Raw genomic sequence first — 26,627 nt, 5'->3', positions numbered from 1 at the left:
GTGTCATCACTCAAAACAAGACCACCGTGAAGCCGGACACCCGTCTGCCCGGCCGCCCGATCCACGCGTCCCCCACCGCCCGCGACCCCACCCGTGAGGTAGGCCTGGCGATGGGGGTCCACGAAGTCCGCTCAGCGGAACTCGGGGCCGTTGTTGATGAGCGAGCCGCCATGGCCCGACGACAGGGTATTGCCCTCGCCGCCCTTGCCCTGGCGGGCCTCGGCCGCGTAGCGGTTGAGCTTGTTGTAGAGCGTCTTCTCGCTCACCCCGAGGATCTCCGCCGTGCGCGCCTTGTTGTTGCTGTTGCGCTGGAGGCTGCCGAGGATGTACTCGCGCTCCACCGCGTCGAGCGACAGCCCGTAGGGCAGCCGGAAGGTGTGGCGCTCGGGGCTCTTGCCGGCCATGTCGGGCGGCAGGTGCTCGCGCATGATGAGCTCGCCATCGCAGAGGATGACGGCGCGCTCCACGGCGTTGCGCAGCTCGCGGATGTTGCCCGGCCAGTCGTGGTTCTTGAGCGTCTCCATGGCGTCCGGGTGCACGCCCGTCACGCGCTTGGCCGAGTCCCCCCGGAACTTCTCCACGAAGTGCTGCACGAGGATGGGCACGTCGTCCCGGCGCTCGCGCAGGGGCGGCAGGTGGATCTGGAAGACGTTGAGGCGGAAGTAGAGATCCTCGCGGAAGCGCTTGGCCTCGATCTCCTTCTTGAGATCGCGGTTGGTGGCGCACAGCACGCGCACGTCCACCTCGAGCTCCACCTTGCCGCCCAGCCGGCGCAGCTTCCCCTCTTCCAGCACGCGCAAGAGCTTGGCCTGCAGCTCGATGGGGATCTCACCCAGCTCGTCCAGGAAGAGCGTGCCGCCGTGGGCCAGCTCGAACACGCCGGGGCGGCGCTGATCCGCGCCGGTGAAGGCGCCCTTCTCGTGGCCGAAGATCTCCGACTCGATGAGGGTGGCGGGGATGGAGGCGCAGTTGATGGCGACGAAGGGCTTGTCGCGCCGCTGCGACAGGTTGTGGATGGAGCGCGCCACCACCTCCTTGCCCGTGCCGGACTCACCGGAGATGGCCACGCTCGCCTTGGAGGGGGCCACCTTCTCGATGAGATCGAACACCTTGCGCATCACCGCCGACTGGCCGATGAAGTCCGTGGCGCCCAGTTGCTTGAGGCGCCGGCGCAGGCCCTGCACCTCGCGCAGCGTCTCCTTCTTCTCCAGCGCACGGTCGATGCAGACCTTGAGGCGCGCGGTGTCCACCGGCTTGACGATGAAGTCGTAGGCGCCCTCGCGGATGGCGGCCACCGCGGCGTCGATGGTGCCGTGGCCGGTGAGCAGCACCACCGGGCAGTCCGGCAGCTCGTCGCGCAGCGTGCGCAACAACCCCAGACCGTCCGTCTCCGGCATCGCCAGGTCCGACAGCACCACGTCCGGACGGAACTCGCCCGCCTTGCGCAAGGCCTCGTGTGCGTCGAAGGCGGTCTCCACCTTGTGACCCCAGGCGGTCAACATCTCCGCCAGCGCCTCACATGAATCGCGCTCGTCGTCCACGGCCAGAATTCGCGCGCTGCCCACGGGACCTCCAGACATCAAAACTGATCGGGTGAAGAAAGAGGGGAGAAGAAAGCTTCAGACCACCCCGCCGCCTGGGATCAGGCGAGCGGGAAGCTCAACCGGCAGGTGCCGGCCAGCAGATGCAGCTCCACACCGAGCTGCGCACACCGCAATTCCAGGGCGGCCGAGGCCTCACTGCTCCCCACCACCCCGGCGGCGTTCGCGTCCACCACCTCGAACACCGCCTTCGCGTCCTCACTGCGCACCGTCACCGTGACCTCGTGCCCCGCCTCCGAGCGGCCATAGGCCCGCGTCAGCGCCTGCACCACGAGGAAGCCCAGCTCCCCGATGTCCGCCAGCCGCGCCCGGACTCCGGGAGCGAGCGTGGGGCGCACCTGGAGCCGCCGCTTGCGGCTCTCATGCGACAGAACCTCCATGGCACGTGTCACCGTCTCCGACAGGTCCGCGTCCCCGGCACCTCCGGGGCGACTGACGATGAACTCCGCGAAACGCCGCAGAATGCCGTCCACGCGCTGAATCTGTTCACGCATGGACTTGAGGTTCTTCTCTTGCGAGGGCGGCACCTGGCCGTCGACCTTGAGCTTCTCGGTCAACACCTCCAGATGGATGGACATCGCGTTCAAGGGATTGCGCACATCGTGCAGCAGGCTGTCCATCAGGGAGGGCACCGTGCTGTAGCGCGCGGCGTCCACCACCGTCTCCGTCACTTCGCGCACCGGGGGCGCGCCGCTATTCGCAGCCGTGGAGTTGATCACAGATTCTCCTGAGGTTGACTGGCGCCCGTCACTCCCGCCGCCCCGTCGCTTCGAGGATTTAGGGACTGGCGTTATTACCGTCAACCCTGGACCGGTAATTCTTGCCGGGCGATAGGAATTCCCACACCAAGCGTCTGCCACTCGGCCCTCGGGATGTTGTCTCGCGAACGCTTCTCCTGCCTTCGAGTGCCCATGCACTCGAGGTCCGTGCGCCGCTGGACATCCGGTGCCGTTTATCGACGCTCGGAGGGTTGCTCTTCCGGCCCGGGACCCACGAGCTCGATGCTCAGCCGAGCGGCGTACTCGAAGATGCGCGGATCCCGGTAGAACTCGCCATAGACGATGCGGCTCACGCCCGAGTTGGCGATCAGCTTGAAGCACGGCCAGCAGGGGCTGGCGGTGGTGTAGAGGGTGGTGGGCTTGTCGCGCTCGCTGTCGATGCGCACGCCGTTCTTGGCCGCCTGGATGATGGCATTGGCCTCGGCGTGGACGGTGGCCACGCAGTGGCCGTTCTCCATCAGGTGGCCCACGTCCGAGCAGTGGGGCATGCCCCGGATGGAGCCGTTGTAGCCCGTGGAGAGGATCGTGCGATCTCGCACCAGGAGCGCTCCCACGTGCTTGCGATCACAGGTGGCCCGGCTGGCGACCTGCCGCGCGATGTCCATGAAGTACTGATCCCACGAACTGCGGTTGCCCATATGCGCCTCCCCCGTGGGATGTACCGTGGAGGCGCCCCCTGTCGAGTTTCGCGACTAGCGGCTGGCGGTCTGGGCACCCGCCGGGCCCGGGCCACCCGCTTCCTCGGCGAGCAGCCGGGAGAAGCCCCGCTGCGCGAGGAACTGGCGCACCTTGGCGCCCGGCGCGGCGAAGGTCTCCCCGGGCATGGGCACATCGAAGCTGAAGTTCTGCTCGGCCACGGCGAAGCCCACCTTGGCGGTGCGGTAGCCCTCGACGATGGCGAGCAGCTTGCCGGACTCCAGGCTGAAGATGCCGCCGCCCGAGGCGCCATAGCCGATGGGCGCGTCCGTCTTCACCATGCGCGGCCGCTTGCTCTCCTTGTCCCACTCGACCTGGGACACCATGCCGCCGGAGAGCGACAGGGCGCGGCCGAAGGGCGAGGCGGCCACCACCACGTCCTCCCCCATCTCCAGCTCCGCGTCCGTGGCGAGCCGCGCGGGCGTGCGCTGCAGGCCGGGCACCTTCACCAGCGCCAGGTCCATGTCTGGCACCGCCCCGAGCGCCACCACCTCGGCCCGGTACTCGGTGGAATCGGCCCGCGCGTCCACGATGACGACGAGGCCCGGGTGCTCGAGCTCCCGCGTGTCCACCGCGTGCGCGTTGGTGAGCACGTAGCTGACGGGCCCCTGGGGCGTCTGCTCGTTGCCGATCACCACCCCGGAGGCGGTGCTCCGGACCTTCTCGCCCTCGAGCAGCGCGAGCCGCACGTTGTGCGGGAGGATGCGCTGGACCTGCGCCTTGCGCGACAGCCGCGGCGCGGGGACCTCCACGGGCCGCGCCACCTCGGGCGGAGTGTTGTCCGTCCTCGCCCCTTGAGCGGGGGCGGAGGCCACGGGCGAGGCCGAGGTGGCCGCGCAGGACAACAGGGCGAGCAGGCCGGGCAGGCCGAGGGAGAAACGCTTCATCGAGGCTCCAGGAGGGTACAAGGGAGAGAGGGCCGGAGTTTCCAACCGTGAGGCCCCAAGGATCTTCCCCCCTCGAGGCCCCACCGGAAAGCATCCCGCCCCCCCTGCGTCGGCTCCCCTGGCCGCCCAGCAGCCGCTCAGCCGTAGCGCTTCTTCATGAGGAAGAGGATGGCGTCCTTGGCGCAGTGCTCGCAGTAGCCGTAGCGCTCGCTCATCGTCTTCAGGGTGCTCTCCACCTGGGCCTGCTCGCGCGCGGACAGGGTGCCGCGGTCCTCGGAGAGGTACTTGAGGACGTTCTCCTTGTTGCGGCGCAGCACGCGCTTGCGCTCCTCGAAGTAGTGGTCGCGCAGGCGGCGGAACAGGTCCGGGAAGATGCGCGGGTAGTCCATCTCCGCGTCGTCCGGATGGTCGAGCTTGTGCGCGCCGATCTGCGAGATGAGCCCCCGGCGGAACTCGCCCGGATCCTCGCCCTTGGGCATGACGATGGCCTCCATCTCCGCCATGCGCTGCTCGTCCACGCGCTCCATGGCACCGGTGTGGCGGTTGCGGATCTTCTCGCCCTTCACCCAGTGGCTCACGTTGTAGACGTAGCGCTCGACGAGCTCGCGGTACTGCCCCTCGGAGACGAGGCCCATGGACTCGCGCACCTCCTCGTCCACCTTGTCCAGGTAGGTGGCCTGCACCGCGCGCACGAACTCCTCGTGGTCATGGTAGCCGTCCACCACCTCCTGCAGGAGGAACTCGTAGACGCTCTTGTCCTTGCAGATGGCCTCCAGCTCCTCGAACACCGCGAGCGCGTGCAGGCACTTGTAGTCCGGGTGCTGCGCGGCGTTGAACAGCGCCGTCTTGATCTCCCGGGCGCTCGCGCCGCTGCGGCCCTCGTAGTTGGGGTAGGCGTCGGACTCCTCGTACATGTCCGCGCGCAGCTTTCGCAGCTCCTTGCCGTGCGCGAGGCTGAGCCTGTCGGGCACCACCCCGTCCTCGTACAGGAACATCTTCTCCACCGGGGTGATCTGATCCACCAGCTCCTTGACCCCGGGCGGGTAGCGGTCGGGGATGGGCTTCTTCAGGCGCGTGAGCACGGCCCACATGGCGGCCACCGCGGTGGCATGCGGGGCCACGTGCTTGCCCACGGTGGTGGGGGTGATCTGCGCGTCGTACACCTGCTGCTCCGCCTTGTAGCGGCGCAGGTAGGGCACGCGCACCAGCTCGATGCGGCCCTTGAACGAGGCGAAGTCGGGCAGCTCCTTGAAGGCGCCCAGGTGCTTCTCGTTGGACGAGGCGAGGAGCACCTCGTCGAGCTGCAGCACGAAGTGCTCGAGCGGCACCTGCGCCGTCTCGCTGAAGCCCAGGAGGTACTTGAAGGCCTCCAGCGGGCGCTTGAGCAGGTCCGAGTACTCGATGAGGCCGCGGTTGGCGTGCACGAGCGCGCCCTGGGGCTCGAAGAGCGCCACGTTGTGCAGCGCGGGCGGCATGTTGAGCAGCTTGGCCCGGTCCGCGGACACCTGCTGGTACATGGCGTCCACGCTCATCTGCGGCTCCACCGTCACCGTGCCCTCCTGGTAGCGGCGCGAGATGTAGAAGCGCTCGACGCGCACGTGGCGCATCACCTGCATGTAGTCGCCCTTGTAGTTGGCCAGGAGCGCCGTGTAGATGCTGCGGCACTTGTGGCACAGCTCTCCGTGCAGGATGAAGTCGGAGAGGACGAAGTCGCCCTCGCCCTGCCCGTCTCCCGTGCCCACGCCCTTCTTCTTGAGCGCGCCCTCCAGCAGGCGCTGGCGCTCGGAGGGGGGAATGGCGAAGAGGGGGGGATCCCTCAGCTCGCACGGGATGCGCACGTCGATGGAGTCGGCGTCCAGGTGCGCGTAGGTGGACAGGTCCCCGCTGGTGGCGGGAATGCGCTCGCCGCCAAAGCCGATGGAGCCCTTGACGAGCTTCTCCGAGGGGAAGATCCAGCTGATGTGGTAGAGCGCCCCCTCGGACTGGCGCGAGTAGTGCTCCATGCCGGCCTTGAGGGCGTTGACGAAGGTGGACTTCGCGCTGCCGTTGGGGCCGTGCATCATGATGAGCTTGTTGATGCGGCCGGCGCGCGTGAAGTTGCCGAGCATCCGGTAGACGGCGTTCTGCACCTCCTCCTGGCCCGCGACCCGGCCGTCCCGGTCGCTGGCGGGCACGTCGAAGACCTTGAAGCGGCGCATCTTCCCGGTGGGGTGCGTCACGGTCTCCGTGCCGAAGGAGTCCATCACGTCGCGCAAGTACTGGGCGGCATTGCGCGCCTGGCCTCGAGGCTCCGCCATGAAGAGCGTGAGGTACTCCTCGAAGGAGAGGATGGAGCGGTTCTTGACGAAGTCGTCTGACACCTGGGCGCCCACTTCCTGCAGGTATCGTTTGGCTTCCACGGGTCTTCTCCTCCTATGCCTGGATGTTGGGAACCCACTCGAATCAACCTGGGCGGGCCGCCGCCACGAAACGCCGGGGGCCCTCAGACCTTTCCTCCCGGCCCGCGCGAAGTCCAGGGTCCTCGTCGCTTTGTGTCCGGGGCCTTGCTCTCCGCCGGCCCTCCCCCCACCCCCCGGGCGGGCTCGTCCCCCGTCCCACCGGCTCCCGCCCCCTGGCGCCTCCCCCTCCGACGGGCCAAAGGAGACCTCGCGCTCGCGCGCTCCCGTGAAGTTGCACTAACGTCGCGACTTGATAAGCGGGGGCGCGCCCCCCGCCCCGCCGCCCACTTCCCCGGAGTTCACGCGCGATGCAAAAGGATCCCATCATCGGCATCGACCTCGGCACGACCAACTCGTGCGCCGCGATCGTCGAGGACGGTGGGAACGTGAAACTCATCCCCTACAAAGGAGGCGAGTACACTATTCCCTCGATCTTCGCGATCGACGACAAGGGCAACGAGCTCATCGGCTACGAGGCCAAGCGCCAGTGGCAGCTCAACCCGAAGAACACCATCTACGGCTCCAAGCGGCTGGTGGGGCGCTCCTTCCAGAGCGACGTCGTCACGGAGATGAAGAAGGTCGTGGCGTACTCGATGCGCCCCGGCAAGAAGAACGAAGTCCTGCTGGACGTGGGCAAGAAGGAGTTCTCCCTCCAGCAGATCAGCGCGAAGATCCTCAACAAAATCCGCGACGTGGCCGCCAACTACCTCAAGACGCCCATCAAGCGCGCGGTGGTGACGGTGCCCGCGTACTTCAACGACCGGCAGCGTCAGACGGTGAAGGAGGCGGGCAAGCTGATCGATCTGGAGGTGGTGCGCATCATCAACGAGCCCACCTCGGCGGCGCTGGCGTATGGCGCGGGCAAGAGCGTCAACAAGAAGGTGCTCGTGTATGACCTCGGGGGTGGCACCTTCGACGTGTCCATCATCGAGATCCGCGACCGCGTCTTCGAGGTGAAGGCCACCGGCGGCGATGTGTTCCTGGGTGGCATCGACTTCGACAACGCCATCATCCACCACGTGCTCAAGGACTTCGCGTCCAAGACGGGCCTCGATCTGGCGACGGATCCGGTGGCGATGCAGCGCATCAAGGACCTGGCCGAGCGCACGAAGATCGACCTGTCCGCGCGCGACGACGTCCAGTTCAACATCCCCTTCATCACGATGACGTCGCAGGGCCAGCCCCTGAACATCGAGATGAAGTTCACGCGCAAGATGCTCGAGCAGCTCACGAACCACCTGGTGGACCGCACCCTGCAGATGGTGGCGCGGGTGCTGGTGGACTCGGGGCTGTCCACCAAGGACATCGACGAGGTGCTGCTGGTGGGCGGCCAGACGCGCATGCCGATTGTCCAGGACCGGCTCACGAAGTTCTTCGGCAAGACGCCGAGCAAGGGCGTGCACCCGGACGAGGCCGTGGCGGTGGGCGCGGCGCTCTACGCCAAGAGCCTGGAGGACAACTCCAGCCTGCGCCTGCAACTGCTGGACGTGATTCCCATGGCCATTGGCCTGGAGCGCGCCGGAGGGGCCTTCCACACGGTCTTCCCGCGCAACGCGCCCATTCCCAATGCGAAGCAGCTCGTGGCCACCACCAGCCGCGACAGCCAGACCGAGCTGGCCATGCGCATCTTCCAGGGGGACCACGAGCAGGTGGCGAGGAACGATCTGCTCGGCGAGTTCACCTTCTCCGGCATCCGCCCGGCCAAGGCCGGCTCGGTGCAGGTGGAGATCACCTTCGACGTGAACGTGGAAGGCATCCTCACCATGCGCGCGCGAGATCCGGCCACGGGCCGCGAGATGACCACCACGGTGCGCGTCAGCTCCTGACGCCTCCGCCCCGCTTCGCCCCCGCCCCTTCCTCACCCCTTCCCTTTCCGGTGGACTCCGCGCGTCCGTGGGCCTCGCCCGCAAAAGCCGGGCCCCGGCGAGGGAGCGCGTCGCGCACCCAGGCCGGGGCCTGAAACCACACCCGAGCGTCGGGATTACTGCTGCTGGAACAGCTCGACGGCGCCCTGGTTGGTGTTGCTGTTGCCGGCCACCACCAGCACGCGGCCATCCAGCAGCAGCGTGGCGGTGTGGTAGTAGCGGTCCGTGCTCATGCTGGCCGCCGGGCACCAGGTGCGGCGCGAGGGATCGAACAGCTCGGCCGTGGTGAGGATGCCCGAGTTCTTCGGGTTGTAGCCGCCCGCCACCAGCACCGCGCCCGAGGGCAGCAGCGTGGCCGTGTGATCCCGCCGGGGCGTGGAGAGGCTGCCGGCCGGCGACCAGGTGTTGGTGGCCGCGTCGAACAGCTCGGCGGTGGCGCCGTTCACCGTGCCGTTCGCCTCGCCGCCCACCACGAGCACCTTGCTGCCCGACAGCGCGGTGGCCGAGTGATCCAGGCGCCCGTGGGCCATGGAGCCCACCGCCGTCCAGCGACCCGTGGCCGGGTCATACACCTCGGCCGAGGACAGGTTCGCCCCGCCGTTGGAGCCACCCGCCACCAGCACCCGGCCGTTGGACAGCGCCGTGGCGGTGAAGGTGTAGCGCGCCTGGTTCAGGCTGCCCGTCGAGGACCAGGTGCCCGTGGCCGGATCGTACAGCTCGGCCGAGGCGAGCGCGGCGCCGCCCGCGGTGTTCTGCCCGCCCACCACCAGCACGCGTCCGTCCTTGAGGCGCGCGGCGGCATGGCGCATGCGGAAGGTGCTCAGGTTGCCCGTGGCCGACCAGGAGCCCGTGGCCGGGTTGTACACCTCGGCCGAGGAGGTGGCGTTGGCGCCATCGCCGCCCGCCACGAGCACGCGCCCGTCATTGAGCAGCGTGGCCGTGTGGTAGCGGTGCGTGGTGCGGGTGTTGCCGGTGTTGGACCAGGTGTTGGTGGAGGGGTTGAAGACCTCGGAGGTGCGGCTGAAGCCGCCCAGCACCAGCACGCGCCCATCGGTCAGCCGCGTGGCGGTGTGGAGGATGCGCGGCGCGGCGAGGCTGGGCGCCGACGTCCAGGCGCCCGGCGCGCAGTAGGGGGCGGCCGGCCCGGGGCCGTTGGAGCGGAAGGTGTTCAGCCCCTCGGTGAGCCAGTTGGCGACCGGCTGGGCGGGGATGGAGCCATCATCCTCGATGTTCGTCACCGAGTAGGCGTGCTGGTTCCAGATGCGGCGGGCGCTGCGCCAGCCCTCGCCGTGGAACACGCGGATGCCGTTGAAGCCCGGGTAGGCGTGGCTGTTGGCACCCACCACGATGTCCGCCTGGTAGTCCCCGTCCACGTCCGCCACCACGGGGCCCTCGTGCGTGGTGCCCGAGCTGTTCTTCGTCTCGAAGAGCACCGTGCCCGTGGCGCCGTCGTAGATGCGCAGGTACGTCTCGTCGGTGAAGACCACCTCGAGCTTGCCGTCACCGTCGAAGTCGAAGGTGGTGGAGCTGTTCTTGCCGGAGCTCAGGTCGCGGATGGGGCGCGACCAGCGCACCGTGCCGTCCGCCTCCAGCACGCTGTAGAGGTTGTTGCCAGCGACGCCGATCTCCGGCTGCCCGTCGCCGTCGAAGTCGGCGATGTTGGGCACGCCACCGTGGCCGCCACCCGGCACCGCCACGCTCCACAGCACGGTGCAGTTGTCGTCCACCAGGCTCACCTGCTCACGTCCCACCACGACGATCTCGCCCTGGGCATCCGCGTCGAAGTTGCCCACCGCGGCGAAGCCGTGGGGCACGGTGGAGGGAGCGCACAGCAGCGAGCCATCGGCGCGGTACACGGAGCGGCCGTTGATGAGCTCCTGCCGGCCGTCCTGATCGATGTCCGCCGCGAAGGCGTTGGGGCCGGTGTACTTCGCCCCACCCATGCCGTCCGAGCCCACCCACTTGAGCGCGCCCGTGGCGGTGTAGACGCGGTTGCCGTCGAGGATCTCCACCTGGCCATCACCGTCCAGGTCCGCCAGCGCGGGGCCGCCCCACTCGTTGTAGTCGTACGCCCCCTCGGGGGTGCGCAGCTTGAAGGCACCTTCATTCGTGAAGCAGATGACGCCGCGCCCGTTCTCGGGGATGGCGCACACCTCCACCCGGCCGTCTCCGTCGAGGTCGCCCGCCGTCAGGCCCGCCGCCGCCTTCACGCGCAGCGTCGACTCCGTCACCGTCCACAGCTCGTGCCCGTCGTCGCCGCTGATGGCGCGCAGCACGCCATCGCTGCTGTAGTTCGAGCCCGCGAACGTGCTGAAGACGATGTCCGGCACGCCGTCCCGGTTGAGGTCGATCACCACCGGCGTGGTCATCACCTGCTTGTAGTCGGGAAGCACCTCGCTGCCCGTCCACGCCCACTTCAGCGTCGGCGCGATCGCGGAGGACACCAGCGCCTGGGAGCCATCCGCCGTGAGTCCCTCGCCCGACTCCGAGGGCGCCTCGTCGGCCGTCCCCTGACACGCCACCAGCGTCGACAACGCCAGCGCCACCGAACTACCCATCACCCGCCGATTCATGCGCCGCGTGCTTCGGCTCTTCGCGCTCGTCTTCATGTGTTTCCCCTTGCCGCGTGGAACCCGGGCCCATCGCATTGGCCCTGGAGGACGAGCCCGGTTTAACAAAGGAACTTTCCGAATTCAAGTGAAATTGATAAATTTCAACACATTCACACTTATGTAAAATTCCAGGAAAACTGGTTTGACGCGAGTCTCCATGAAGTCACGAGAGCGGGAAAGGTTCTCGAGAGGGGGCGGAGCCGCTGGCGCGAGAAGGTGGGCGCGAAAGCGCGGGGGCTCAACCCGCGCGAATGAGCGCACCACACCTACAGTGGCCACCAGGGCCCCCCAGCTCGGAGGGAGGGGCTCACGCCTCCGAGGGGAAGTCCGTACTCCGGGAGAGGGCTTCCCAGGCGTCCAGCTCGCGGCTCATGAGGGCCACCTGCGCGCGCGAGCGCTGGAGCGCGTCCGACCCGAGCACCAGGTGCATGGGGGGTGTCCGCGCATCGACGGCCTGGAGGATGGCGCGGGCGCCGCGCTCGGGATCTCCCGGTTGCCGGCCCTCGAGCTGCTCCAGGTACCGCACCGCCTTGCCGCTCGTTCCGGCGTAGGCCTCGAGTGACGTGTCCGCCTTGCGGATGGAGTGCGCCGACAGGAAGTCGGTGCGGAACGCTCCGGGCTCGATGAGCGTGACCCGGATGCCCAGGGGCGCGAGCTCCTGCGCCAGCGACTGGGACATGCCCTCCAGCGCGAACTTCGCGGCGGCGTAGAGGCCCGAGCCCGCCATGGGCGCCAGCCCCGCGATGGACGAGACATTGAGGATGTGCCCGCGGCCTCGTGCCCGGAGCCAGGGCAGCGCGGCCTTGATGAGTGCCAGCGGGCCGAAGAAGTTCACGTCGAAGACGCGCCGCGTCTCCTCCTCCGTCGACTCCTCGATGGCCCCGAGCAGGCCGTAGCCCGCGTTGTTCACCAGCACGTCCACGTGCCCGTGCAGCGCGAAGGCCCGCTCGACGCAGCTCGCGATGGCCGCCTTGTCCGTGATCTCCAGCGGCAACACGTGCAGCGCTCCCGCCCCCGCGTCGAGCCCGGCCGCGCCATCGCGCGTCGTGCCGATGACGACGTCTCCCCGGGCCAACACCGCCTGGGCGAGCGCCTTGCCGAAACCGCGCGAGATTCCCGTGATGAACCAGATCTTCCGAGCCATGACCGCCTCCAGCGAGGTGCGGAAGTCGCACCCACGGAGGTCAATCTGCCGCGGCGGCGCTCTTTCAGAATCGGGACAGAATCGAAGAGGCCATGAAGCGGGAGCGATACAATCGCCCGGGACACTCCCCCGCCCTCCTCCCCCCGGAAGGGGAGAGGCAAGGGAGGCCCTGGCGGACACTCACGCCGACTTCTTTTCCTTCTCCAGCACCAGTTGGGGCGCGTCGTGCTTGGTCACCACCGTCTCGGTGATCTTGCACTCCTTCACGCCGTCCCGGTACGGCACGTCGTACATGATGTCGAGCATGGCGTCCTCGAGGATGGCGCGCAGGCCGCGCGCTCCGGAGTTGCGACGCATGGCCTCGCGGGCGATCGCCTTGAGCGCTTCCTTGGTGAAGGTCAGCTTCACCTTCTCCATCTCGAAGAGCTTCTGGTACTGCTTGATGAGGGCGTTCTTGGGCTGGGTGAGGATCGTGATGAGATCCTCTTCCTTCAGGTCGTTGAGCGTCGCCACCACCGGCAGACGGCCGATGAACTCGGGAATCATCCCGAACTTCATCAGATCCTCCGGCTCCACCATGGCGAGCAGCTCGCCCACGCTGCGCTCCTCGCGGTGGGTGATCTTCGCGCCGAAGCCCAGGCCCTTCTCACCCACGCGGCGCTTGATGACGCCGTCGATGCCGTGGAAGGCGCCGCCGCAGATGAACAGGATGTTCGTCGTATCAACCTGCACGTACTCCTGCTGGTTGTACTTCTTGCCACCCCGCGGCGTGACGTTGGCGCGCGTGCCCTCGATGATCTTCAAGAGCGCCTGCTGCACGCCCTCGCCGCCCACGTCGCGCGTGGCGCTCGGCGTGTCACCCTTGCGCGCGATCTTGTCGATCTCGTCGATATAGACGATGCCGCGCGCCGCCTTCTCCACGTCGTAGTCGGCGTTGTGGAGCAGGTTCTGGATGATGTTCTCCACGTCCTCGCCCACGTAGCCGGCCTCGGTGAGGCTGGTGGCGTCGGCGATGGTGAAGGGAACGTTGAGGAAGCGCGCGAGCGACTGGGCCAGCAGCGTCTTGCCGCTGCCCGTGGGGCCCACGAGCAGGATGTTGCTCTTGCTCAGCTCCACGTCCTCGGAGCCCGAGGGCTTCATCCCCGGACGAGGCCGGGCCGCCGGCTTCTTCTGGTAGATGCGCTTGTAGTGGTTGTACACGGCGACCGACAGGACCTTCTTCGCCTGGTCCTGGCCGATGACGTAGTCGTCGAGGAACGCCTTGATCTCCATCGGCGTGGGCAGGCTGACCTGCGGCTTGCCCTCCTCGCGTTCGTTCTCGTCCGCGATGATGTCGTTACACAGCTTGATGCACTCGTCGCAGATGTACACCGTGGGGCCCGCGATGAGCTTGCGGACCTCGCGCTGCGACTTGCCGCAGAACGAGCAGGACAGGTTGACGTGGTGCTCCTTCTTCACTGCCGCCTCCGAGTTCTACCGACCCCGGTCCCCCGGAGCCTGCCTAGCCGACACCCTCACCACACCCAAGTCGCCCGGCTGCCCACGTCGCGAACAACCGTCGAGCGAAATATAGGCGCCTCCCGAATCCACAGGAAGCCCATCCCGAATGTGGCGCCCATCGGCTTGTGCACCGCTGGACGAGGTCAGCGTTGAGTAACACTCGTTCAGGCGTCATTCACGCTCGAAGCGCACTCCTCGAGATCCTGGGCCAGGGCGCTCGCCCGCTCAGCGACGGCGTGGGGGACTCGCCGACATCCGGACACTTCGGCCGCCAGCTTACGCGCCATCTGGGCCAATTTCTTCACCTGAATGCCCTCCGGAGGGGGCTCCGGGGGGGGCCGGGGGAAGCGCTCGGTCACCTCCCGCTTCAGCTCGCTGACGGGCTTGTCGGCGTCCCAGATGCTGTCACGGAGTGAACGGTACTCCTGGGGGGAGAGCTGGCCCCGCTCCTCGGCGTCGGCGAGCACCTCGATGACCTCGAAGGGGGGGGCCTTCTGGGGGAATTCCGGCTGGGCCACCTCCTCGGCGTCCTCGTGGCGGGCCAGGAAGCTGAAGGAGCGCGTGAGCTTGAGCGCGGTCTGCTTCTTGATGTGCAGCTCCTTGAGGCAATAGGCCTCGAAGGAGGCGTAGCCCCAGGGCTCCCAGAGGTTCTCGTCCCTGACCTGCACGAGCAGCTTGCCCAGCTCCGCCCAGGTGGACTTGAAGCGCTTGGCGGCCACGAGCACGGTGTGGCGGAAGGTGCCCGGGGGCACGGAGGCGGCCTTCTTGTCGATGTCGGCTTCGGCTACAGAGAGCATGCACCCTGTATCCGTCAGGAAGACGGGAGGGGCAAAAAAGCGGCCCGCCGCCCCCCTAGCGCTTCTTGCCGATGGTGAACGCCAGGTTCACCGTGGCGCGCTCCCCCGTGTAGGCCTTGAAGGGCCACTTCTTCAGTTCGCCGAGCAGACAGTCGAAGAGCGGCCCCTTCTTGAGCTTGGGGTTGTCGATCCACAGCTGCGCCACCCGGCCGTCGTTGCCGATGGTGAACTCCAGCGGCACCTTGGCCGCGAAGCCCGGGCTGCGCTCGACCTCTTCCTTGAAGCAGTGGCTGAGCGTGCCCTGCTGGGCCTTCACCACCCGGTTGATGGCCCCCATGTCGTAGTTGACCTCGGTGGACAGGCCGTCGGGGTCCGTGGAGACACGGCCCGTGGGACGGCCGCCGCTCTTGCGGCCCGGCTTGGGCTCCACGGAGGCCACCTTCTCTGGCGGCTTGTCGCCCGTGGGCGCGTCCACCGCGGCGGGCTTGTCCGGCGCGGGTTCGACGGGGCGCGTCGGGGCGCGCTTGGGCTCGCCCGGGTAGTCGAAGAGCTCCTCGGGAATGGAGCGGCGCGCGGGGGTGATGACGGGCGGGTCCACCTGGAGGGAGAACTCCTCGCCGCCACCCGGCAGGTACACGGCGGCGTAGCGCGAGAGCTGCCAGGCGCCGAAGCCGAGCGCGGAGAACAGACCGAGTGTCATGGCGCCAGCCACCGCCTGCTGCCGGTTGCGGCGCGCCCGCGCGGCCCGGGCCTCCTCCTCCACGCGCAGCTTCACCACCGCCTGGGCCACGTGCAGCTGGAAGGGCTCCAGATCCTTGATCTTGCGGAAGCCACTCGGGCCCGACGAGGACACCTCGGTGTCGCCGGTGATGCCTCCCGCGTAGAGCTTGTCCACCAGCTGTTGGCCGGTCAGGGGCCCGAGGACGAGATCTCCCTGGCGATAGAGCCATTGAGAGGGAGGCTGGGCCTGTTCGGGAACGTGGAGGTCTTGTGCGGCCGACATGAGGCGCGAAGTATCCTAGGCTCCGCGAGCTACCGCAACGCCCCTGCCGCCCCTCCTCGACCCTTCATGAAACGCACGCCTGCCGCCCTGTGGATCTGGTATCGAGGCACGACCTTCCGGGGCTTCCAGCGCCAGCCCGAGGGCCCCACCGTCCAGGAAGTACTCGAGGACTCCCTGCGCAAGGCGGGTGTCCCCTACCCCATCATGCCGGCGGGCCGCACCGACCGCGGCGTCCATGCCCGCATGCAGGTGGCCAGCCTCCGCCTGCCTCCCTGCTACACCTCGGAGATGCTGTCGGAAAGGCTCCCACCCCACCTGCCCCCGGACCTGGGGTTGTGCGTGGCCCGGCGTCCACCAGAGGGCTTCCACTCTCAATGGAGTGCCAGCGGGAAGGAGTACCGCTACCGCGTCCAGTTGGGGGGTGAGGTGGCCGAGGCCTGGCGGCCGTTCGCGATGGATGCCCGTCAGGAGCCCCGGTTGGAGGGCCACGTGCCCACGCCGGAGCGGGTGGCGGAGCTGCTCGGGGCAGCGGTGGGATGCCGTGACTTCAGGGCGTTCCACGAGAACTCCAGCCTGCGCAAGCCGCGCACGCTGGAGTCGGCCACCCTGCACGCGTTGGGCGGCGGTCTGTTCGAGGCGCGGCTGAAGGGGGATGGCTTCGGGCGCTACCAGGTGCGCTACCTGGTGGGCACCGCCCTGCTCACCGCCGCCGGGGGCCTGTCCGAGGAGCACTATCGCGCCGCGCTCGACACGGGCGTTTCCATCCCCGGGCTCAAGGCCCCCGCCCAGGGCTTGTTGCTCTGGGAGGTGCGCTACCCGGCCGACAAGGATCCGTTCCCACACGAGGAGCGCGCCCGGCCGCCGCGACTGCCGCTCGAGCCGCCCTTCATCAGTAGTCCCGAAGAGGCGGACGTCCAGGCGGCCTGAGCAGGGCCGATGAGCGGTTCAGGTCACGACGCGCAGCGCGCCGTGGTCATCGCAGTGGGGCCCGTGCGGGTGGTGCAGGTGGCCGTTCACCAGGTAGTCCACATGGTCGCCATGGGGAACCGTCTGGTGGCCACACGTGGGGCCGTGCTGGTGCTCCTTCGCATGGTCGGCACAGGCGTGCTGGGGCGTGCACTCCACGGGGTTGGCCGCACCGGCCTCGATGCGGCACTCGCCCACCTGCTGCCCCGACGGCCGGTGCAGATGGCCCTCGTGCAGGTAGTCCACATGGTCATCGTGCTGCACGGCGATGTGGCCACAGCCGCTGGCGTGCTGATGGTCATGCGCCTCGTGGTGCTGGTGGTGGCTCATTTCATCCATCCCTTCCGTTCGTACGGCGTTGCCGATCGGCCCGCTCTCGGACCGGTCCACCCTTCACGGTAGGAGGCCACCCGCGGAATCGAAACCGACCAGCAAGGAGGGCGGGTCCTTTTCCGCTCGAGAGCGAGGGCGAATCTCGAGTCGCCGCGCTCGGTCCATCCAGGCAACCCGGCCAGCCCTGGCGCCCCCCTTCGTCTCGACGGGCCTCGAGATTTCAAATGCAACATCGTTGCTTCTACAATACGGTTGCCGGATGTTCGGACCACGAATTCGGGTTGCTCCCGCCACGGGATTTCATGACAGCTCCAGCACGGGGCGTTGGGACCGATGGGGGCAGGCGCTGTCGCTGCTGTGCATGGTCCATTGTCTGGTGCTACCCCTGGTGCTGGGCGCGCTGCCGGCGGTGATGAGCCAGGCCCTGGAAGAGACGCCCATCCACCTCGGCATGGTGATGCTGGCGGCCGTGCTCGGCGGGGTCAGCTTCGTTCCGGGCTTCAGGCGACACCGGGATGGGCGCGTCCTCGCCCTCGGCGCCCTGGGGCTGGGCCTGTTGATCCTCGCCCAGCTCCTGGAGCACGAGAGCGCGCGGGAGACGGCGGTCACCGCCCTGGGCGCCACCGTGCTGGTCATCGCGCATGGGTTCAACCGCCGCCGCTGCCAGGACTGCTGCGCCGAGGCCGTCGTCAACGCCCGCTGACGAACCCCCACCCGGGCTTGTTCCGTTCCGCACAAAAGCGCAAGATTCCCGTTCCATCTCGAATTACCGGGAAGGCTCGATGACCCTGTCTCTCAGTCTGGCTGCATGGATGCTGGCCCCCCTGGTGGATTGGTTCGTCAAGGGGCGGAGGACGGCGCGCGTGGCGGTGGAGGGCTTCCTCTTCGTCGCGCTGGGGGGTCTGGTGCTGGTGCACATCCTCCCCCACGGGGTGTCGTTGGCGGGCCCGGAGGCGCTGGGCGCGGCGGCGGTGGGCGGAGGGCTGGCGCTGGCGTCACGCCGACGGATGCCGGCCTCGGCCGGAGGGGTGCTCGCCGTCGCGGGACTGGTGGCACACGCGGCCCTGGAAGGACGGGCCCTGTCGCTGCTCGGCCCCCAGGGTGATGCGCTCACCGTGCTCGCGGTGGTCCTGCACCGGCTCCCCCTCGCGCTGGGTCTGTGGTGGCTCGTGCGTCCCCGCACCGGTGCCCTGGGCGCCAGCGTACTGCTGGCGGGCGTGATGCTCGTCGGCGCGGTGAGCCTCGGCTGGGGCGGTGGAGTGCAGGCCCCCGGCGCCCTACGGGCCGCCGCCCTCTTCCAGTCCTTCACCGCCGGAGCGCTCCTGCCCGCCCTGCTCCGGGGACGCCCGGGTCTCGAGTCCCAGGACGCCTCGCAACGGCTCACCGCGGGGCTCGGGGCGGTCGCGGCCGTGGCGCTGCTCGGGCTCATCTCCCACGCGCACCCGGTGCTGGGCGCCCAACCCGGCGAGCTCGGCGCGGGGGCCACCTTCCTCTCGCTCTCCCTGGAGACGGCGCCCGCGCTGCTCGTCGCCTATGTGCTCTCCGGGCTGATCCAGGCCTTCCTCGGAGAGGCCTCGCTGGGGTGGCTGCGGCGCGGCTCCTCCCTGTCCCAGGCCCTGCGCGGCAGCGTGGTGGGCATGCCCCTGGCGCTGTGCTCCTGCGGCGTGCTCCCCGTGTACCGGGGCCTCATCCGCAAGGGCGTCCCCGTCGCCGCCGCGCTGTCCTTCCTCGTGGCCGCGCCGGAGCTGGGGGTGAGCGCGTTGATCATGTCGGTGCCCCTCATCGGCTGGCCCCTCACCCTCGCGCGCCTGGGCGGTGCCTTCGCCGTGGCCGTGCTCTCCGGCGTCCTCGTGGGTCGGCTGGTTCCCACCTCCCCAGCCCCCTCCCCCTCCTCCTCCACCGGGCAGGCCGTTCCGCCCCTGCGTCAGCGCCTCGCCCATGGCCTGCGGGAGGGACTCGTCGAGTCCGTGGACCACACCGCGCCGTGGATCCTCGTGGGCCTGGGACTCGCGGCCCTCATCGAGCCCCTGCTCCAGGCGCAATGGCTCTCCCGCCTCCCGCCGGGCGTGGACGTGCCCCTCTTCGCGCTGCTCGGCGTGCCCAGCTTCGTGTGCGCCTCGGGCGCCACGCCCCTGGTGGCGGTGCTCCTGCACAAGGGCATGTCCCCGGGCGCCGCGCTGGCCTTCCTCCTCACCGGTCCGGCCACCAACATCACCACCTTCGCCGTCATGGCCCGGCTGCATGGGCGCAAGGTGACCGCGGCCTTCGCGGGCGTCGTGGCGCTCAGCTCCATCGGCATGGGGCTCGTGCTCAACGCGCTGCTGCCAGCCCAGACGGGTCTGGCGCACCAGCCCCACGAGGCGCATGGCGGAGTGCTCGAGTGGGTGGGGTTGATCCTCCTGGGCGCCGTCTTCCTCGCCTCGCTGCTGCGGCAGGGCCCCCACGCCTTCCTCGCGCAGATGTGGCCCACCGCTCCGGGCGCGGAGACCAGCGACTCCTCCGCGGAGCGCATCTCCCAGTTGCACGTGCACGGACCGGCCTGCGGTCATGCGCACCATGCCCCCGCCGCCCCCGACGCCCCCGGCCCGGGCCGCGCCGCTTCCCCCCTCCGGGCGCCGCTGCGCTGGCGTCCCCGCCGGGCCCACAGCCATGGCCCGGCGTGTCACTCCGGCGCCTGCCGCCACTCCCGCGACGGCTAGGCGCTCCCAGCCCCTCAGTCGACCAGGCTGTCCTCGTACTTCGTCAGCAGGTCCGAGATGGCCTCGCGCAGGTACTCGCTCTGGCGGATCCTCGTCGAGCGCGACAGCTCCTTGAGCGCATCCAGCTTCTCGCGGCTGAGACGGAACACCACCGAGGTGAGGCGAGGATTCATGTCCATGTGCGTTGTCTCCTACAGGTGCGCACGTTGTCGCACATGTGCGAGAGATCGCAAGAAACCCACTGACCTGGGGGATCACCCGGGGCGGGGGTTCGCGCTCGCGCGGGCAAGCTCTACGTTCGATCCGAAACAGGATCCAACTTCCGGCTCGCCGACCTGTCGGATCAGCTCCCGGCTCAGCTGCCGCTCAGCTCACGACGGGCAGCGGATGGACGTCGGCGGAGGGCTTGGAGATGCCGGCCGCGTCGTTCATCCGCCCGGAGCGGAAGGGCTCGAGGTCCAGGGCCACGAACTTGAAGCCCAGGGCCTTGAAGGCGGCGTCCACCTCGCGCCGCAGCTCGGCGGACAGGAAGCGCTCGTACTCCTCGGCGGCCAGCTCGATGCGTGCCACCTCCTGGTGGTAGCGCACGCGGAACTGGCGGAAGCCGCGCCTGCGCAGCTCGGACTCGGCGCCGGCGATCTGGAAGAGCCGCTCGCGGGTGACCGAGGTGCCATAGGGGATGCGCGACGCCAGGCACGCCATCTGCGGCTTGTCCCAGGTGGGCAGCCCCAGGGCGTGGCTCCAGGCGCGGATCTCCTCCTTGGTCAGCCCCGCGAGCGCCAGGGGCGAGCGCACCGCGTGCTCCTGGGCGGCCTTGTGCCCCGGGCGGTGATCCTTGAAGTCGTCCGCGTTGAAGCCGTCCAGCACCACCGCCAGGCCCCGCTCCCGGCGCTGGGCCTCGCACAAGTCGTACAGCTCCGTCTTGCAGAAGTAGCAGCGGTTGGTGGGGTTGGCGGCGTACTGGGGGTTGGACAGCTCGTCGCTGGAGACCACCACGTGCCGGGCGCCGAGCCGGGCGGCCAGCTCGCGCGCCTCGCGCTCCTCCTCGGGGGCCACCGAGGCCGACAGCGCCGTGAGCGCCAGGGCGCGCTCGCCCAGCTCCTCCACGGCAACCTTCAGCACGAAGGTGGAGTCCACCCCGCCGGAGAAGGCCACCAACGCCGAACCGTGCGCGCGCAGCCCGGCGCGCATCACCTCGAGCTTGGGGCGGGAGGACTCACACAGGGCCTGGATGCGCTCGGGGGTCAGCATGGGGGCCCTCTATAAACGAAGAACCCCCGGGTTGCCCATGCAACCCGAGGGTCCGTGGAGGGGCCAACGCTCCGAGGCCGCCCGGCTAGCGGGCCTTGCGCTTGGAAGAGGACGCCTTCTTGGCCGCCTTGGTGGGCTTGGCCACCCGGGCCGCCCGCGCCGCGGGACGCGCCTTGGCGCCCTTGGACGAGGCCTTCGGGCCCTTGTCCGCCTTGGCCGACGCCTTGCCCACCTTGGCCGCCTTGGGCGGCTTGGCCGAGGACACCCGCGTCACCTCCACCTGCGTGGGCGGCTGCGCCTTCATCTTCTTGCCGGTGATGATCTTCAGCTCGTCCGTGGTCACGTAGCCGAGGTCCAGCAGCGACTGGAAGATCTTCGCCGCCCCCTCCTCCACGCTCTCCTGATCCGAGTGGATCACCACCTCGGCCGAGGCGGGCGGCTCATACGGCTCGGTGATGCCGATGAAGTTGGGGATCTCCCCGCCGAGCGCCTTCTTGTAGCGCCCTGTACTGTCGCGCTCGATGAGCTTCTCGGTCGGACAGTCGACGTACACCTCGATGTAGCGGCCAATGGTGCGGCGGTTGTCCTCGCGGCCCGCCTTGTAGGGGCTCACGCAGGGCACCAGCACCGCCACGTTGTTGCGAGTGAGCAGGCCGGCCACGTACCCCAGCCGCCGGACGATCGTCATGCGCTCGTCCTTGCTGTCGCCCAGGCCCTGCCACAGCTCGCTGCCCACTTCGTTCTCGTCGATAATCTCCACGTTGCGGTCGACCTGGCGGAGCCGGGCCGCGATGTAGGCGGCCATCGTACTCTTGCCAGTTCCGGACATGCCGGTCAGCCACACGGTGAAACCAAGCGTCTGCGCCATACGGGTTCAAACTCCCTGCGCTTCCCAGGGCGTTTACCTTCGGAGCCCCCCAAGAGCGCGGCAGATCAAAAGTCCGGGGCGTTATAGACGAAAAACCGGTCGTTTGACAATTCGCGCCTACCTTTCCGCAGGTAGAGAGAACAACTGGACAAGCGCTCGTCTTCTCAGGGGATTTCCGTGGAGGCGAGCGGCCTGGAGCGAAAACCTCCCGCCTCCCAGCGCGCCAGTGACGCGGCCGTGACGCACCCCGCCCGCACCGCCATCACCAGGTAGCTCACCCCTGGCAGCAGGGGCTGGCCGTCCGGCGCCGCCTGGCGGGAATCCTCGGGGGAGAAGTCCGCCGGGCCGTCCACATGGGAGTGGTACACACAGGCCACCACCTCTCCCCGCGCCTCGGCCTCCAGAAGGACGCCGAGCCACTCCCGCAGCTCGAAAGCATAGGCGGTCCGGGCGGTGCGAGGAAAGCGCACCGGATCCTCCTCATGGAGCGCGTCCTGAACGTTGCGCAGGGGGCGGCACCGCCAGGGCCCCGTGCGCCCCGCGCGCAGCAGCACCCCACAGCCCTCGCGCGGCCAGGCGGACTCCAGGTGGCGCACGACGTCGCCCAGGTCGTCCGGCAGGAGCGCCCCGTCCTCGCCACCAGGGAGGGGAGCGCCATGGGCGGAGGCCACGCCCTACCCGCCCGCCATGGCCGGAATGAGGGAGAGGCGGTCCGCGTCCGCCACGGGCGTGGCCAGCTCCTCCAGGAAGCGGATGTCCTCGTCGTTGAGGAACACGTTGACGTAGCGCCTCACCGCGCCCCGCTCGTCGAGCACCCGCGCGCCCAGCTCCGGGTGGAGCCGACCCAGGTGCTCGAGCACCTCGCCCACGGTGGCGCCCGGAACCCTCACTTCGCCCTGTCTTCCCGAGAGGCCGCGCCAGGCGGTGGGGATGCGGACCATGGCCATGGCCTCCGTCTCGCCCAACCCCTCGCCGCCGTCAACCCCGGGCCCGGTGAAAAGCTGCCCCTCGCCCACGCCCCATGCCTATCTTCCCGCCGCGCTCCGGTTCCCCGCCCGAGCCTCCACTCGCCGTCCTCCCCGAGGATCCATGAGACACGCGCTCATCCTGCTCGCCGCCGCCTGCCTCACCACCGGTTGCCCCACCAAGAAGACCGCCGAAGCCCCCGCACCCAAGGAGGAGACCGCCTCCACCGACGCGGCCCTGTCCGTCCGGGACGCGGGCGCCCCGGCCGAGGATGGAGGCTCGAGGGCCGCCCAGGAGGCGTGCGTGGACCGCTGGCTCCAGGAGCACAAGCTGGACCGCTATGGCCACGCCGAGGGCACCATGTACACGGGCGGCACGCCCCTGTTCAACGAGGCCACCGGCGAGACCCAGGATCGTCTGGAGCACGTCTTCGCCCGCCAGCCCGACGCGCTCAAGGCCTGCCCCACCCCGTGAGCCCACTCCGCCCTCCCCCACCTGGTGGGCGGGCGACCTCGGTCGTTCGGAGGATTACCGGGAACCCGGCGCGTCCTCTAAGCTCGCGGGTCTGATGGAACCCGTCGTCGGCCTCGATCACACCACTCCCGAGTCGCACCGACGCGCCCGGGTGCGCGCGGTGCTCGAGCGGCGCAACCTCACGGACAACGTCTCCGCCGAGCAGGCCGCGGCCTCGTGGGAGCAGGAGCGCTTCGTCACCCGGGCCCGCGCCCTCTTCTACGCGCGGCTCATGTTCCTCTCCCTGGGCCTGGCCATCCTCGCGGTGCCCCGCTGGTCCTTCTACTTCGGACTGCTGGGCCCCCTGTCCTTCGCCGGCTACTTCGCGATGCTGCTCTACAGCGTCGCCAACTTCCTCGTCATCGATCATCCCCGGGCCGGCCGGTGGGTCACCTACGTCACGCTCTGCCTCGACGTGGTCATCATGGTCGTCGTGCTCGCCAAGCCCCAGGTGGGCGGTGGCTTGCAGAGCCCGCTGCTCGCCACCCAGCTGCTCTTCACCACCCTCTTCGCCCTCCTCTTCCCCAAGCCCCTGGCGATCGTCCCCGCGCTGCTGTCGCTCCCCGTCATCCTCCGGTTGGATCTGCTGCTCGACCGCGAGGTGTCCGCCATCGAGGTGCTCACCCTCTTCTGGTACCTGGGCCTCAACGTCATCATCATCTACGTGCTCTCCTACCTGAACGACCGCGAGACGGCCGCCCACCGCGAGGTGGTGGAGATGCAGTCGGATCTCAAGGAGATGGCCCTCGTCGAGGAGCGCAACCGCCTGGCGCGCGAAATCCACGATGGGCTGGGCGCCTCGCTCTCCTCGATGATCATCCAGACGGAGTACATCCTCGGGCTCGCCCAGGGCGGCCCCCTGCGCGCGGAGATCCAGGAGCTCAAGAGCAACGCCGAGGAGTCCATCGAGGAGCTGCGCCGCAGCCTGCAGATGATGCGCGAGGACTTCGAGCTGGCCCAGGGGCTCGAGGAGTACGTGAAGACGTTCCAGCAGCGCACCCAGCTCAACGTCCGCTTCGAGCGCACCGGCCTGTCACGCCAGCTCGCGCCGGACGCCCAGCTCGCCCTCTTCCGCATCCTCCAGGAATGTCTGACCAACGCCGCCAAGCACGCCGAGCCCCGGCAGGTCGACGTGCGCCTGGACTACGATCCCGAGCGCATCCACCTGCTCGTGCGCGATGACGGCAAGGGCTTCGATCCCCAGCACACCCCCCGTGGCCACTACGGCCTGCTCAACATGCACGAGCGGGCCATGAAGCTCGGTGCCACCCTCCTCGTGGACTCGGCACCCGGCAAGGGCACCCGCGTCTCCTTCTCCCTCCCCTCCCGCCCATGACCGAAGCGAGCACCGAGTCCCCCATCCGCGTTCTCGTCGTCGAGGACCAGAAGCTCATCCTCAAGAGCCAGCTCAAGCTGTTCGAGGGCCGCCAGGAGCTGGAGATCGTCGGCACCGCGCTCTCGGGCGAGGCCGCGCTCGAGGAGGTGCCGCGCTGCCAGCCCCATGTGCTGCTGTTGGACCTGGGACTGCCCCGCATGAGCGGCATCGACGTCACGCGCCACGTCAAGGCGAACTGGCCCCACGTGGAGATCCTCATCTTCACCATCTTCGAGGAGGAGGACAAAGTGCTCGAGGCGGTGAAGGCTGGCGCCTCGGGCTACCTGCTCAAGGGCACGCCCGTCGACAAGATCATCGAGGCCATCAAGGAGGTACGCGCCGGAGGCACCGTCATCCAGCCGAGCCTCGCGCGCCGCCTGCTGCGCCACTTCCGCGTGAGCCCGGATCCCGTGGCCCCCGCGCCCACCCCGCCCGCGTCCAAGCCGCCCGACGCTCCGGTGGGCGACGCCGGGGGGCCTCCGGTCAAGCCCCTGTCGGACCGGGAGAAGGAGATCCTCCAGCTCATCGCCAAGGGCGTGTCCAACAGCGAGGCGGCCCAGGTGCTCTCCATCTCCAAGGCCACCATCCGCACCCACCTGGAGCACATCTACCGCAAGCTCGAGGTCACCAACCGCACCGAGGCCGTCACCGAGGGCATCCGCAAGGGCATCATCTCGGTGTGACGCGCGGGCTCACCAGGAGGCGGTGACGCCCGCGAGGACGCTCAGGTACGACTCCTGGGCCACGCCGCCCTCGGTCCACCCGCGCCGCGCCCCCTGCCCCGTGAAGCCGTCCCGGTAGCCCTCCACGTGCCCCCGCACGCTGTAGCCGAAGGGGCCCCACACCTCACCGGCGACCCCCACCTCGGCCGACCAACCGAGGCTCGACACCGCCGTGCCGTAGTCACGCACCTCCGAGGGGTACGGGCCATCGTCCCCGCCACCCAGCAGCGAGTGCCCCGGCGAGGACGGGAAGAAGAAGCGGCCCGCGGCCTCCACGCGCACGAGCTCGAGCAGCGGCACCGAGACGTCCAGCCCCACCGCCGGCGAGAAGCGGTGCACCAGCGGCAGGGCCGCGTTCAACGTCTCGTCCAGGCCGAACTCCCGGCCGAGCAGGCCCAGCCGCACGCCGGCGTACCCCCACAGCGGCGCGTCCGAGCCCCCGCGGGCGAAGAAGTAGCGCCAGGCGAGCATGGCGCCATAGGCCGTGTCCGTGGCCGTCACCTCGCGCCGGGGCGTGGAGCCGGTGGGCGTAGTCACCACCACCGTCGTCGGCGCGAAGCTGCGCTGATAGGCCAGGGTGAGCCCCAGCCCCCGCAGGAGCGACGTGCGGTGCGCCAGGGGGAACACCTCCGCCTCGGCGGCGACGCCCGCGTAGGGCGCCTGGGCAGCGTAGTCGGCGGTGTCCCCCAGTTGCTGCTCGGGGGGCCGCGCATCGAAGGCGGCACAGGACTCGACGCCCGGCCGCGCACAGTACGAGCGCCACGTCACCACCGCGCCCACCAGCACCCGCACCCGGGGGGGATGCGCGCCGGGACGCTCGGGGACGTCCTTCACCTGCTCCTCGTCGGCGACGCCTCCCCCGCTGCCCGCCACGAAGGTGTGCGACTCGTCGTCCAGCTCCACCCACGCGAGCGCGGCGGAACGCCCGGCCTTGCCCGGAGCGGGGGCCCTGGGCGCCGCGGGCGCGTCCTTCCCCTTCGCGGGCGGCTCGGGCGGCACCACCCGGGGCGCCTCGCTCGGCTCGGCGCGGGCCTGGGGCTCGGCGCGGGACGGCGGCGGGGGAAGGGGCGGGAGCGGCGACGAGGCCGCCGGGGTCGGTGCCGGGGGCTCGGGCGCGGTGGTGGGGGCCGTGGCCACCGCCTGGGCGAGCCGGGCCGCGTCCTTGGGCGCGAGCAACCCGCGCTTGAGCGGATAGCTCTCGGACCACACCACCTGGCCCTCCTGGTTCATCAATCGCACGTCGAGTTCCCGCCCCGCCGAGCCCGTGAGGACGGCGTCCACCCGGAGCTTGGGCGCCAGGCGCTTGACCGCCGCGGGAGTCACGGCCGCGGGGCCCTTCAACCCCTGCTTGCCCGCCGCCTGCGTCCAGGCCGTGGGGGGCGACACCTGCACCTTGCGCGTCTTGCGCAGGGCGGCCGTCACCTGCGCCCGGAGCTTGCCCTTGGGGTCTCCCTCGAGCGCGGAGACCGCCACGCGCGCGGCGAGCGCGACCTGGGAAGTGAGCAGCACGGCGGCCAGGCCCAGCACCGCGCTCCAGCGACACAGCCTGAGTCCTGAAACCTTCATGTGCCCGGCAGCCTCACCCACCGCGCGGGCCCTTGTCCAGGCTCGC

At 69.5% G+C, this 26,627-nt stretch carries 24 protein-coding genes; 7 read left to right on the top strand and 17 right to left on the bottom strand.

Annotated features, from left to right (window positions below):
• Positions 1–131: 131 nt before the first annotated feature.
• The 5 genes from nla6 to CYFUS_RS19915 all read right to left on the bottom strand — a co-directional run bounded on the left by nla6 (position 132) and on the right by CYFUS_RS19915 (position 6,362).
• The gene (gene nla6 / locus CYFUS_RS19935; RefSeq protein WP_095986664.1) at positions 132–1,565 is read right to left on the bottom strand and encodes an enhancer binding protein Nla6; all 1,434 of its coding nucleotides are present in this window, start codon (positions 1,563–1,565) and stop codon (positions 132–134) included.
• Positions 1,566–1,642: 77 nt separating this feature from the next.
• Positions 1,643–2,320 carry a histidine kinase dimerization/phospho-acceptor domain-containing protein gene (locus CYFUS_RS19930; protein ID WP_095986663.1) on the bottom strand — a complete coding sequence of 226 codons (678 nt, stop codon included), beginning with the start codon at positions 2,318–2,320 and terminating at the stop codon, positions 1,643–1,645.
• A gap of 233 nt (positions 2,321–2,553) precedes the next feature.
• Positions 2,554–3,018, bottom strand: a complete 465-nt coding sequence (locus CYFUS_RS19925; protein ID WP_095986662.1) for a deoxycytidylate deaminase — start codon at positions 3,016–3,018, stop codon at positions 2,554–2,556.
• 54 nt (positions 3,019–3,072) lie between these two features.
• Positions 3,073–3,963, bottom strand: a complete 891-nt coding sequence (locus CYFUS_RS19920; RefSeq protein ID WP_095986661.1) for a S1 family peptidase — start codon at positions 3,961–3,963, stop codon at positions 3,073–3,075.
• Positions 3,964–4,100: 137 nt separating this feature from the next.
• Positions 4,101–6,362: a PrkA family serine protein kinase gene (locus CYFUS_RS19915; protein ID WP_095986660.1), complete on the bottom strand. Its 2,262-nt coding sequence runs from the start codon at positions 6,360–6,362 to the stop codon at positions 4,101–4,103.
• 347 nt (positions 6,363–6,709) lie between these two features.
• Here CYFUS_RS19915 and CYFUS_RS19910 point away from each other — a divergent pair, with 347 nt between their 5' ends.
• Complete coding sequence (locus CYFUS_RS19910) at positions 6,710–8,227, top strand: Hsp70 family protein (RefSeq protein WP_095986659.1); 1,518 nt, start codon at positions 6,710–6,712, stop codon at positions 8,225–8,227.
• Positions 8,228–8,382: 155 nt separating this feature from the next.
• Here CYFUS_RS19910 and CYFUS_RS19905 read toward each other — a convergent pair whose 3' ends face one another.
• The 5 genes from CYFUS_RS19905 to CYFUS_RS19885 form a co-directional block, all read right to left on the bottom strand.
• Positions 8,383–10,875 carry a kelch repeat-containing protein gene (locus tag CYFUS_RS19905; protein WP_095986658.1) on the bottom strand — a complete coding sequence of 831 codons (2,493 nt, stop codon included), beginning with the start codon at positions 10,873–10,875 and terminating at the stop codon, positions 8,383–8,385.
• Between the two features lie 310 nt (positions 10,876–11,185).
• A complete protein-coding gene (locus tag CYFUS_RS19900; protein WP_095986657.1) occupies positions 11,186–12,022 on the bottom strand; it encodes an oxidoreductase in 837 nt (278 codons plus the stop codon).
• A gap of 180 nt (positions 12,023–12,202) precedes the next feature.
• Entirely contained in the window at positions 12,203–13,480 is a 1,278-nt protein-coding gene (gene clpX / locus CYFUS_RS19895; RefSeq protein ID WP_002623737.1) for an ATP-dependent Clp protease ATP-binding subunit ClpX, read from the bottom strand.
• A 206-nt stretch (positions 13,481–13,686) separates the two neighbouring features.
• Positions 13,687–14,319 (bottom strand): hypothetical protein, encoded by a 633-nt coding sequence (locus CYFUS_RS19890; RefSeq protein ID WP_095986656.1) that lies wholly within the window; start codon positions 14,317–14,319, stop codon positions 13,687–13,689.
• Between the two features lie 55 nt (positions 14,320–14,374).
• Positions 14,375–15,322 carry an AgmX/PglI C-terminal domain-containing protein gene (locus CYFUS_RS19885; RefSeq protein WP_095986655.1) on the bottom strand — a complete coding sequence of 316 codons (948 nt, stop codon included), beginning with the start codon at positions 15,320–15,322 and terminating at the stop codon, positions 14,375–14,377.
• Positions 15,323–15,388: 66 nt separating this feature from the next.
• Between CYFUS_RS19885 and CYFUS_RS19880 the strand changes: the two genes are divergently transcribed.
• Complete coding sequence (locus CYFUS_RS19880) at positions 15,389–16,249, top strand: tRNA pseudouridine synthase A (RefSeq protein ID WP_095986654.1); 861 nt, start codon at positions 15,389–15,391, stop codon at positions 16,247–16,249.
• A gap of 18 nt (positions 16,250–16,267) precedes the next feature.
• On the opposite strand, the gene CYFUS_RS19875 is transcribed toward CYFUS_RS19880, so the two are convergent.
• Entirely contained in the window at positions 16,268–16,618 is a 351-nt protein-coding gene (locus CYFUS_RS19875; RefSeq protein ID WP_095992121.1) for a hypothetical protein, read from the bottom strand.
• 262 nt (positions 16,619–16,880) lie between these two features.
• On the opposite strand from CYFUS_RS19875, the gene CYFUS_RS19870 reads away from it, so the two are divergent.
• Positions 16,881–17,324: a MerC domain-containing protein gene (locus CYFUS_RS19870; protein ID WP_095986653.1), complete on the top strand. Its 444-nt coding sequence runs from the start codon at positions 16,881–16,883 to the stop codon at positions 17,322–17,324.
• 79 nt (positions 17,325–17,403) lie between these two features.
• Positions 17,404–19,320, top strand: a complete 1,917-nt coding sequence (locus CYFUS_RS19865) for a permease (RefSeq protein ID WP_157758538.1) — start codon at positions 17,404–17,406, stop codon at positions 19,318–19,320.
• Positions 19,321–19,334: 14 nt separating this feature from the next.
• Here CYFUS_RS19865 and CYFUS_RS19860 read toward each other — a convergent pair whose 3' ends face one another.
• The 5 genes from CYFUS_RS19860 to CYFUS_RS19840 all read right to left on the bottom strand — a co-directional run bounded on the left by CYFUS_RS19860 (position 19,335) and on the right by CYFUS_RS19840 (position 22,386).
• Entirely contained in the window at positions 19,335–19,499 is a 165-nt protein-coding gene (locus tag CYFUS_RS19860; RefSeq protein ID WP_002623731.1) for a ribbon-helix-helix domain-containing protein, read from the bottom strand.
• 187 nt (positions 19,500–19,686) lie between these two features.
• Positions 19,687–20,571, bottom strand: a complete 885-nt coding sequence (gene larE, locus CYFUS_RS19855; protein ID WP_095986651.1) for an ATP-dependent sacrificial sulfur transferase LarE — start codon at positions 20,569–20,571, stop codon at positions 19,687–19,689.
• An 85-nt stretch (positions 20,572–20,656) separates the two neighbouring features.
• Entirely contained in the window at positions 20,657–21,439 is a 783-nt protein-coding gene (gene cysC, locus CYFUS_RS19850; RefSeq protein ID WP_095986650.1) for an adenylyl-sulfate kinase, read from the bottom strand.
• A 164-nt stretch (positions 21,440–21,603) separates the two neighbouring features.
• The gene (locus CYFUS_RS19845; RefSeq protein WP_095986649.1) at positions 21,604–22,110 is read right to left on the bottom strand and encodes a Mov34/MPN/PAD-1 family protein; all 507 of its coding nucleotides are present in this window, start codon (positions 22,108–22,110) and stop codon (positions 21,604–21,606) included.
• A 3-nt stretch (positions 22,111–22,113) separates the two neighbouring features.
• Complete coding sequence (locus tag CYFUS_RS19840) at positions 22,114–22,386, bottom strand: MoaD/ThiS family protein (RefSeq protein WP_095992120.1); 273 nt, start codon at positions 22,384–22,386, stop codon at positions 22,114–22,116.
• 142 nt (positions 22,387–22,528) lie between these two features.
• Between CYFUS_RS19840 and CYFUS_RS19835 the strand changes: the two genes are divergently transcribed.
• From CYFUS_RS19835 to CYFUS_RS19825, 3 genes are all read left to right on the top strand, one after another.
• Positions 22,529–22,879 (top strand): hypothetical protein, encoded by a 351-nt coding sequence (locus CYFUS_RS19835; RefSeq protein WP_095986648.1) that lies wholly within the window; start codon positions 22,529–22,531, stop codon positions 22,877–22,879.
• Between the two features lie 94 nt (positions 22,880–22,973).
• A complete protein-coding gene (locus CYFUS_RS19830) occupies positions 22,974–24,254 on the top strand; it encodes a sensor histidine kinase (RefSeq protein ID WP_095986647.1) in 1,281 nt (426 codons plus the stop codon).
• Complete coding sequence (locus tag CYFUS_RS19825) at positions 24,251–24,976, top strand: response regulator (RefSeq protein ID WP_095986646.1); 726 nt, start codon at positions 24,251–24,253, stop codon at positions 24,974–24,976. Before CYFUS_RS19830 ends, CYFUS_RS19825 begins: the two co-directional genes overlap by 4 nt.
• A gap of 9 nt (positions 24,977–24,985) precedes the next feature.
• Here the strand turns inward: CYFUS_RS19825 and CYFUS_RS19820 are convergent, their stop codons facing one another.
• Complete coding sequence (locus CYFUS_RS19820) at positions 24,986–26,581, bottom strand: hypothetical protein (protein WP_157758537.1); 1,596 nt, start codon at positions 26,579–26,581, stop codon at positions 24,986–24,988.
• Between the last annotated feature and the right edge of the window lie 46 nt (positions 26,582–26,627).

It is taken from the genome of Cystobacter fuscus (genome assembly GCF_002305875.1).
GTDB classification, from domain to species: Bacteria; Myxococcota; Myxococcia; order Myxococcales; family Myxococcaceae; genus Cystobacter; species Cystobacter fuscus_A.
Note: the sequence above shows the minus strand (reverse complement) of the source record. Positions and strands in the feature narration are given on the sequence as shown.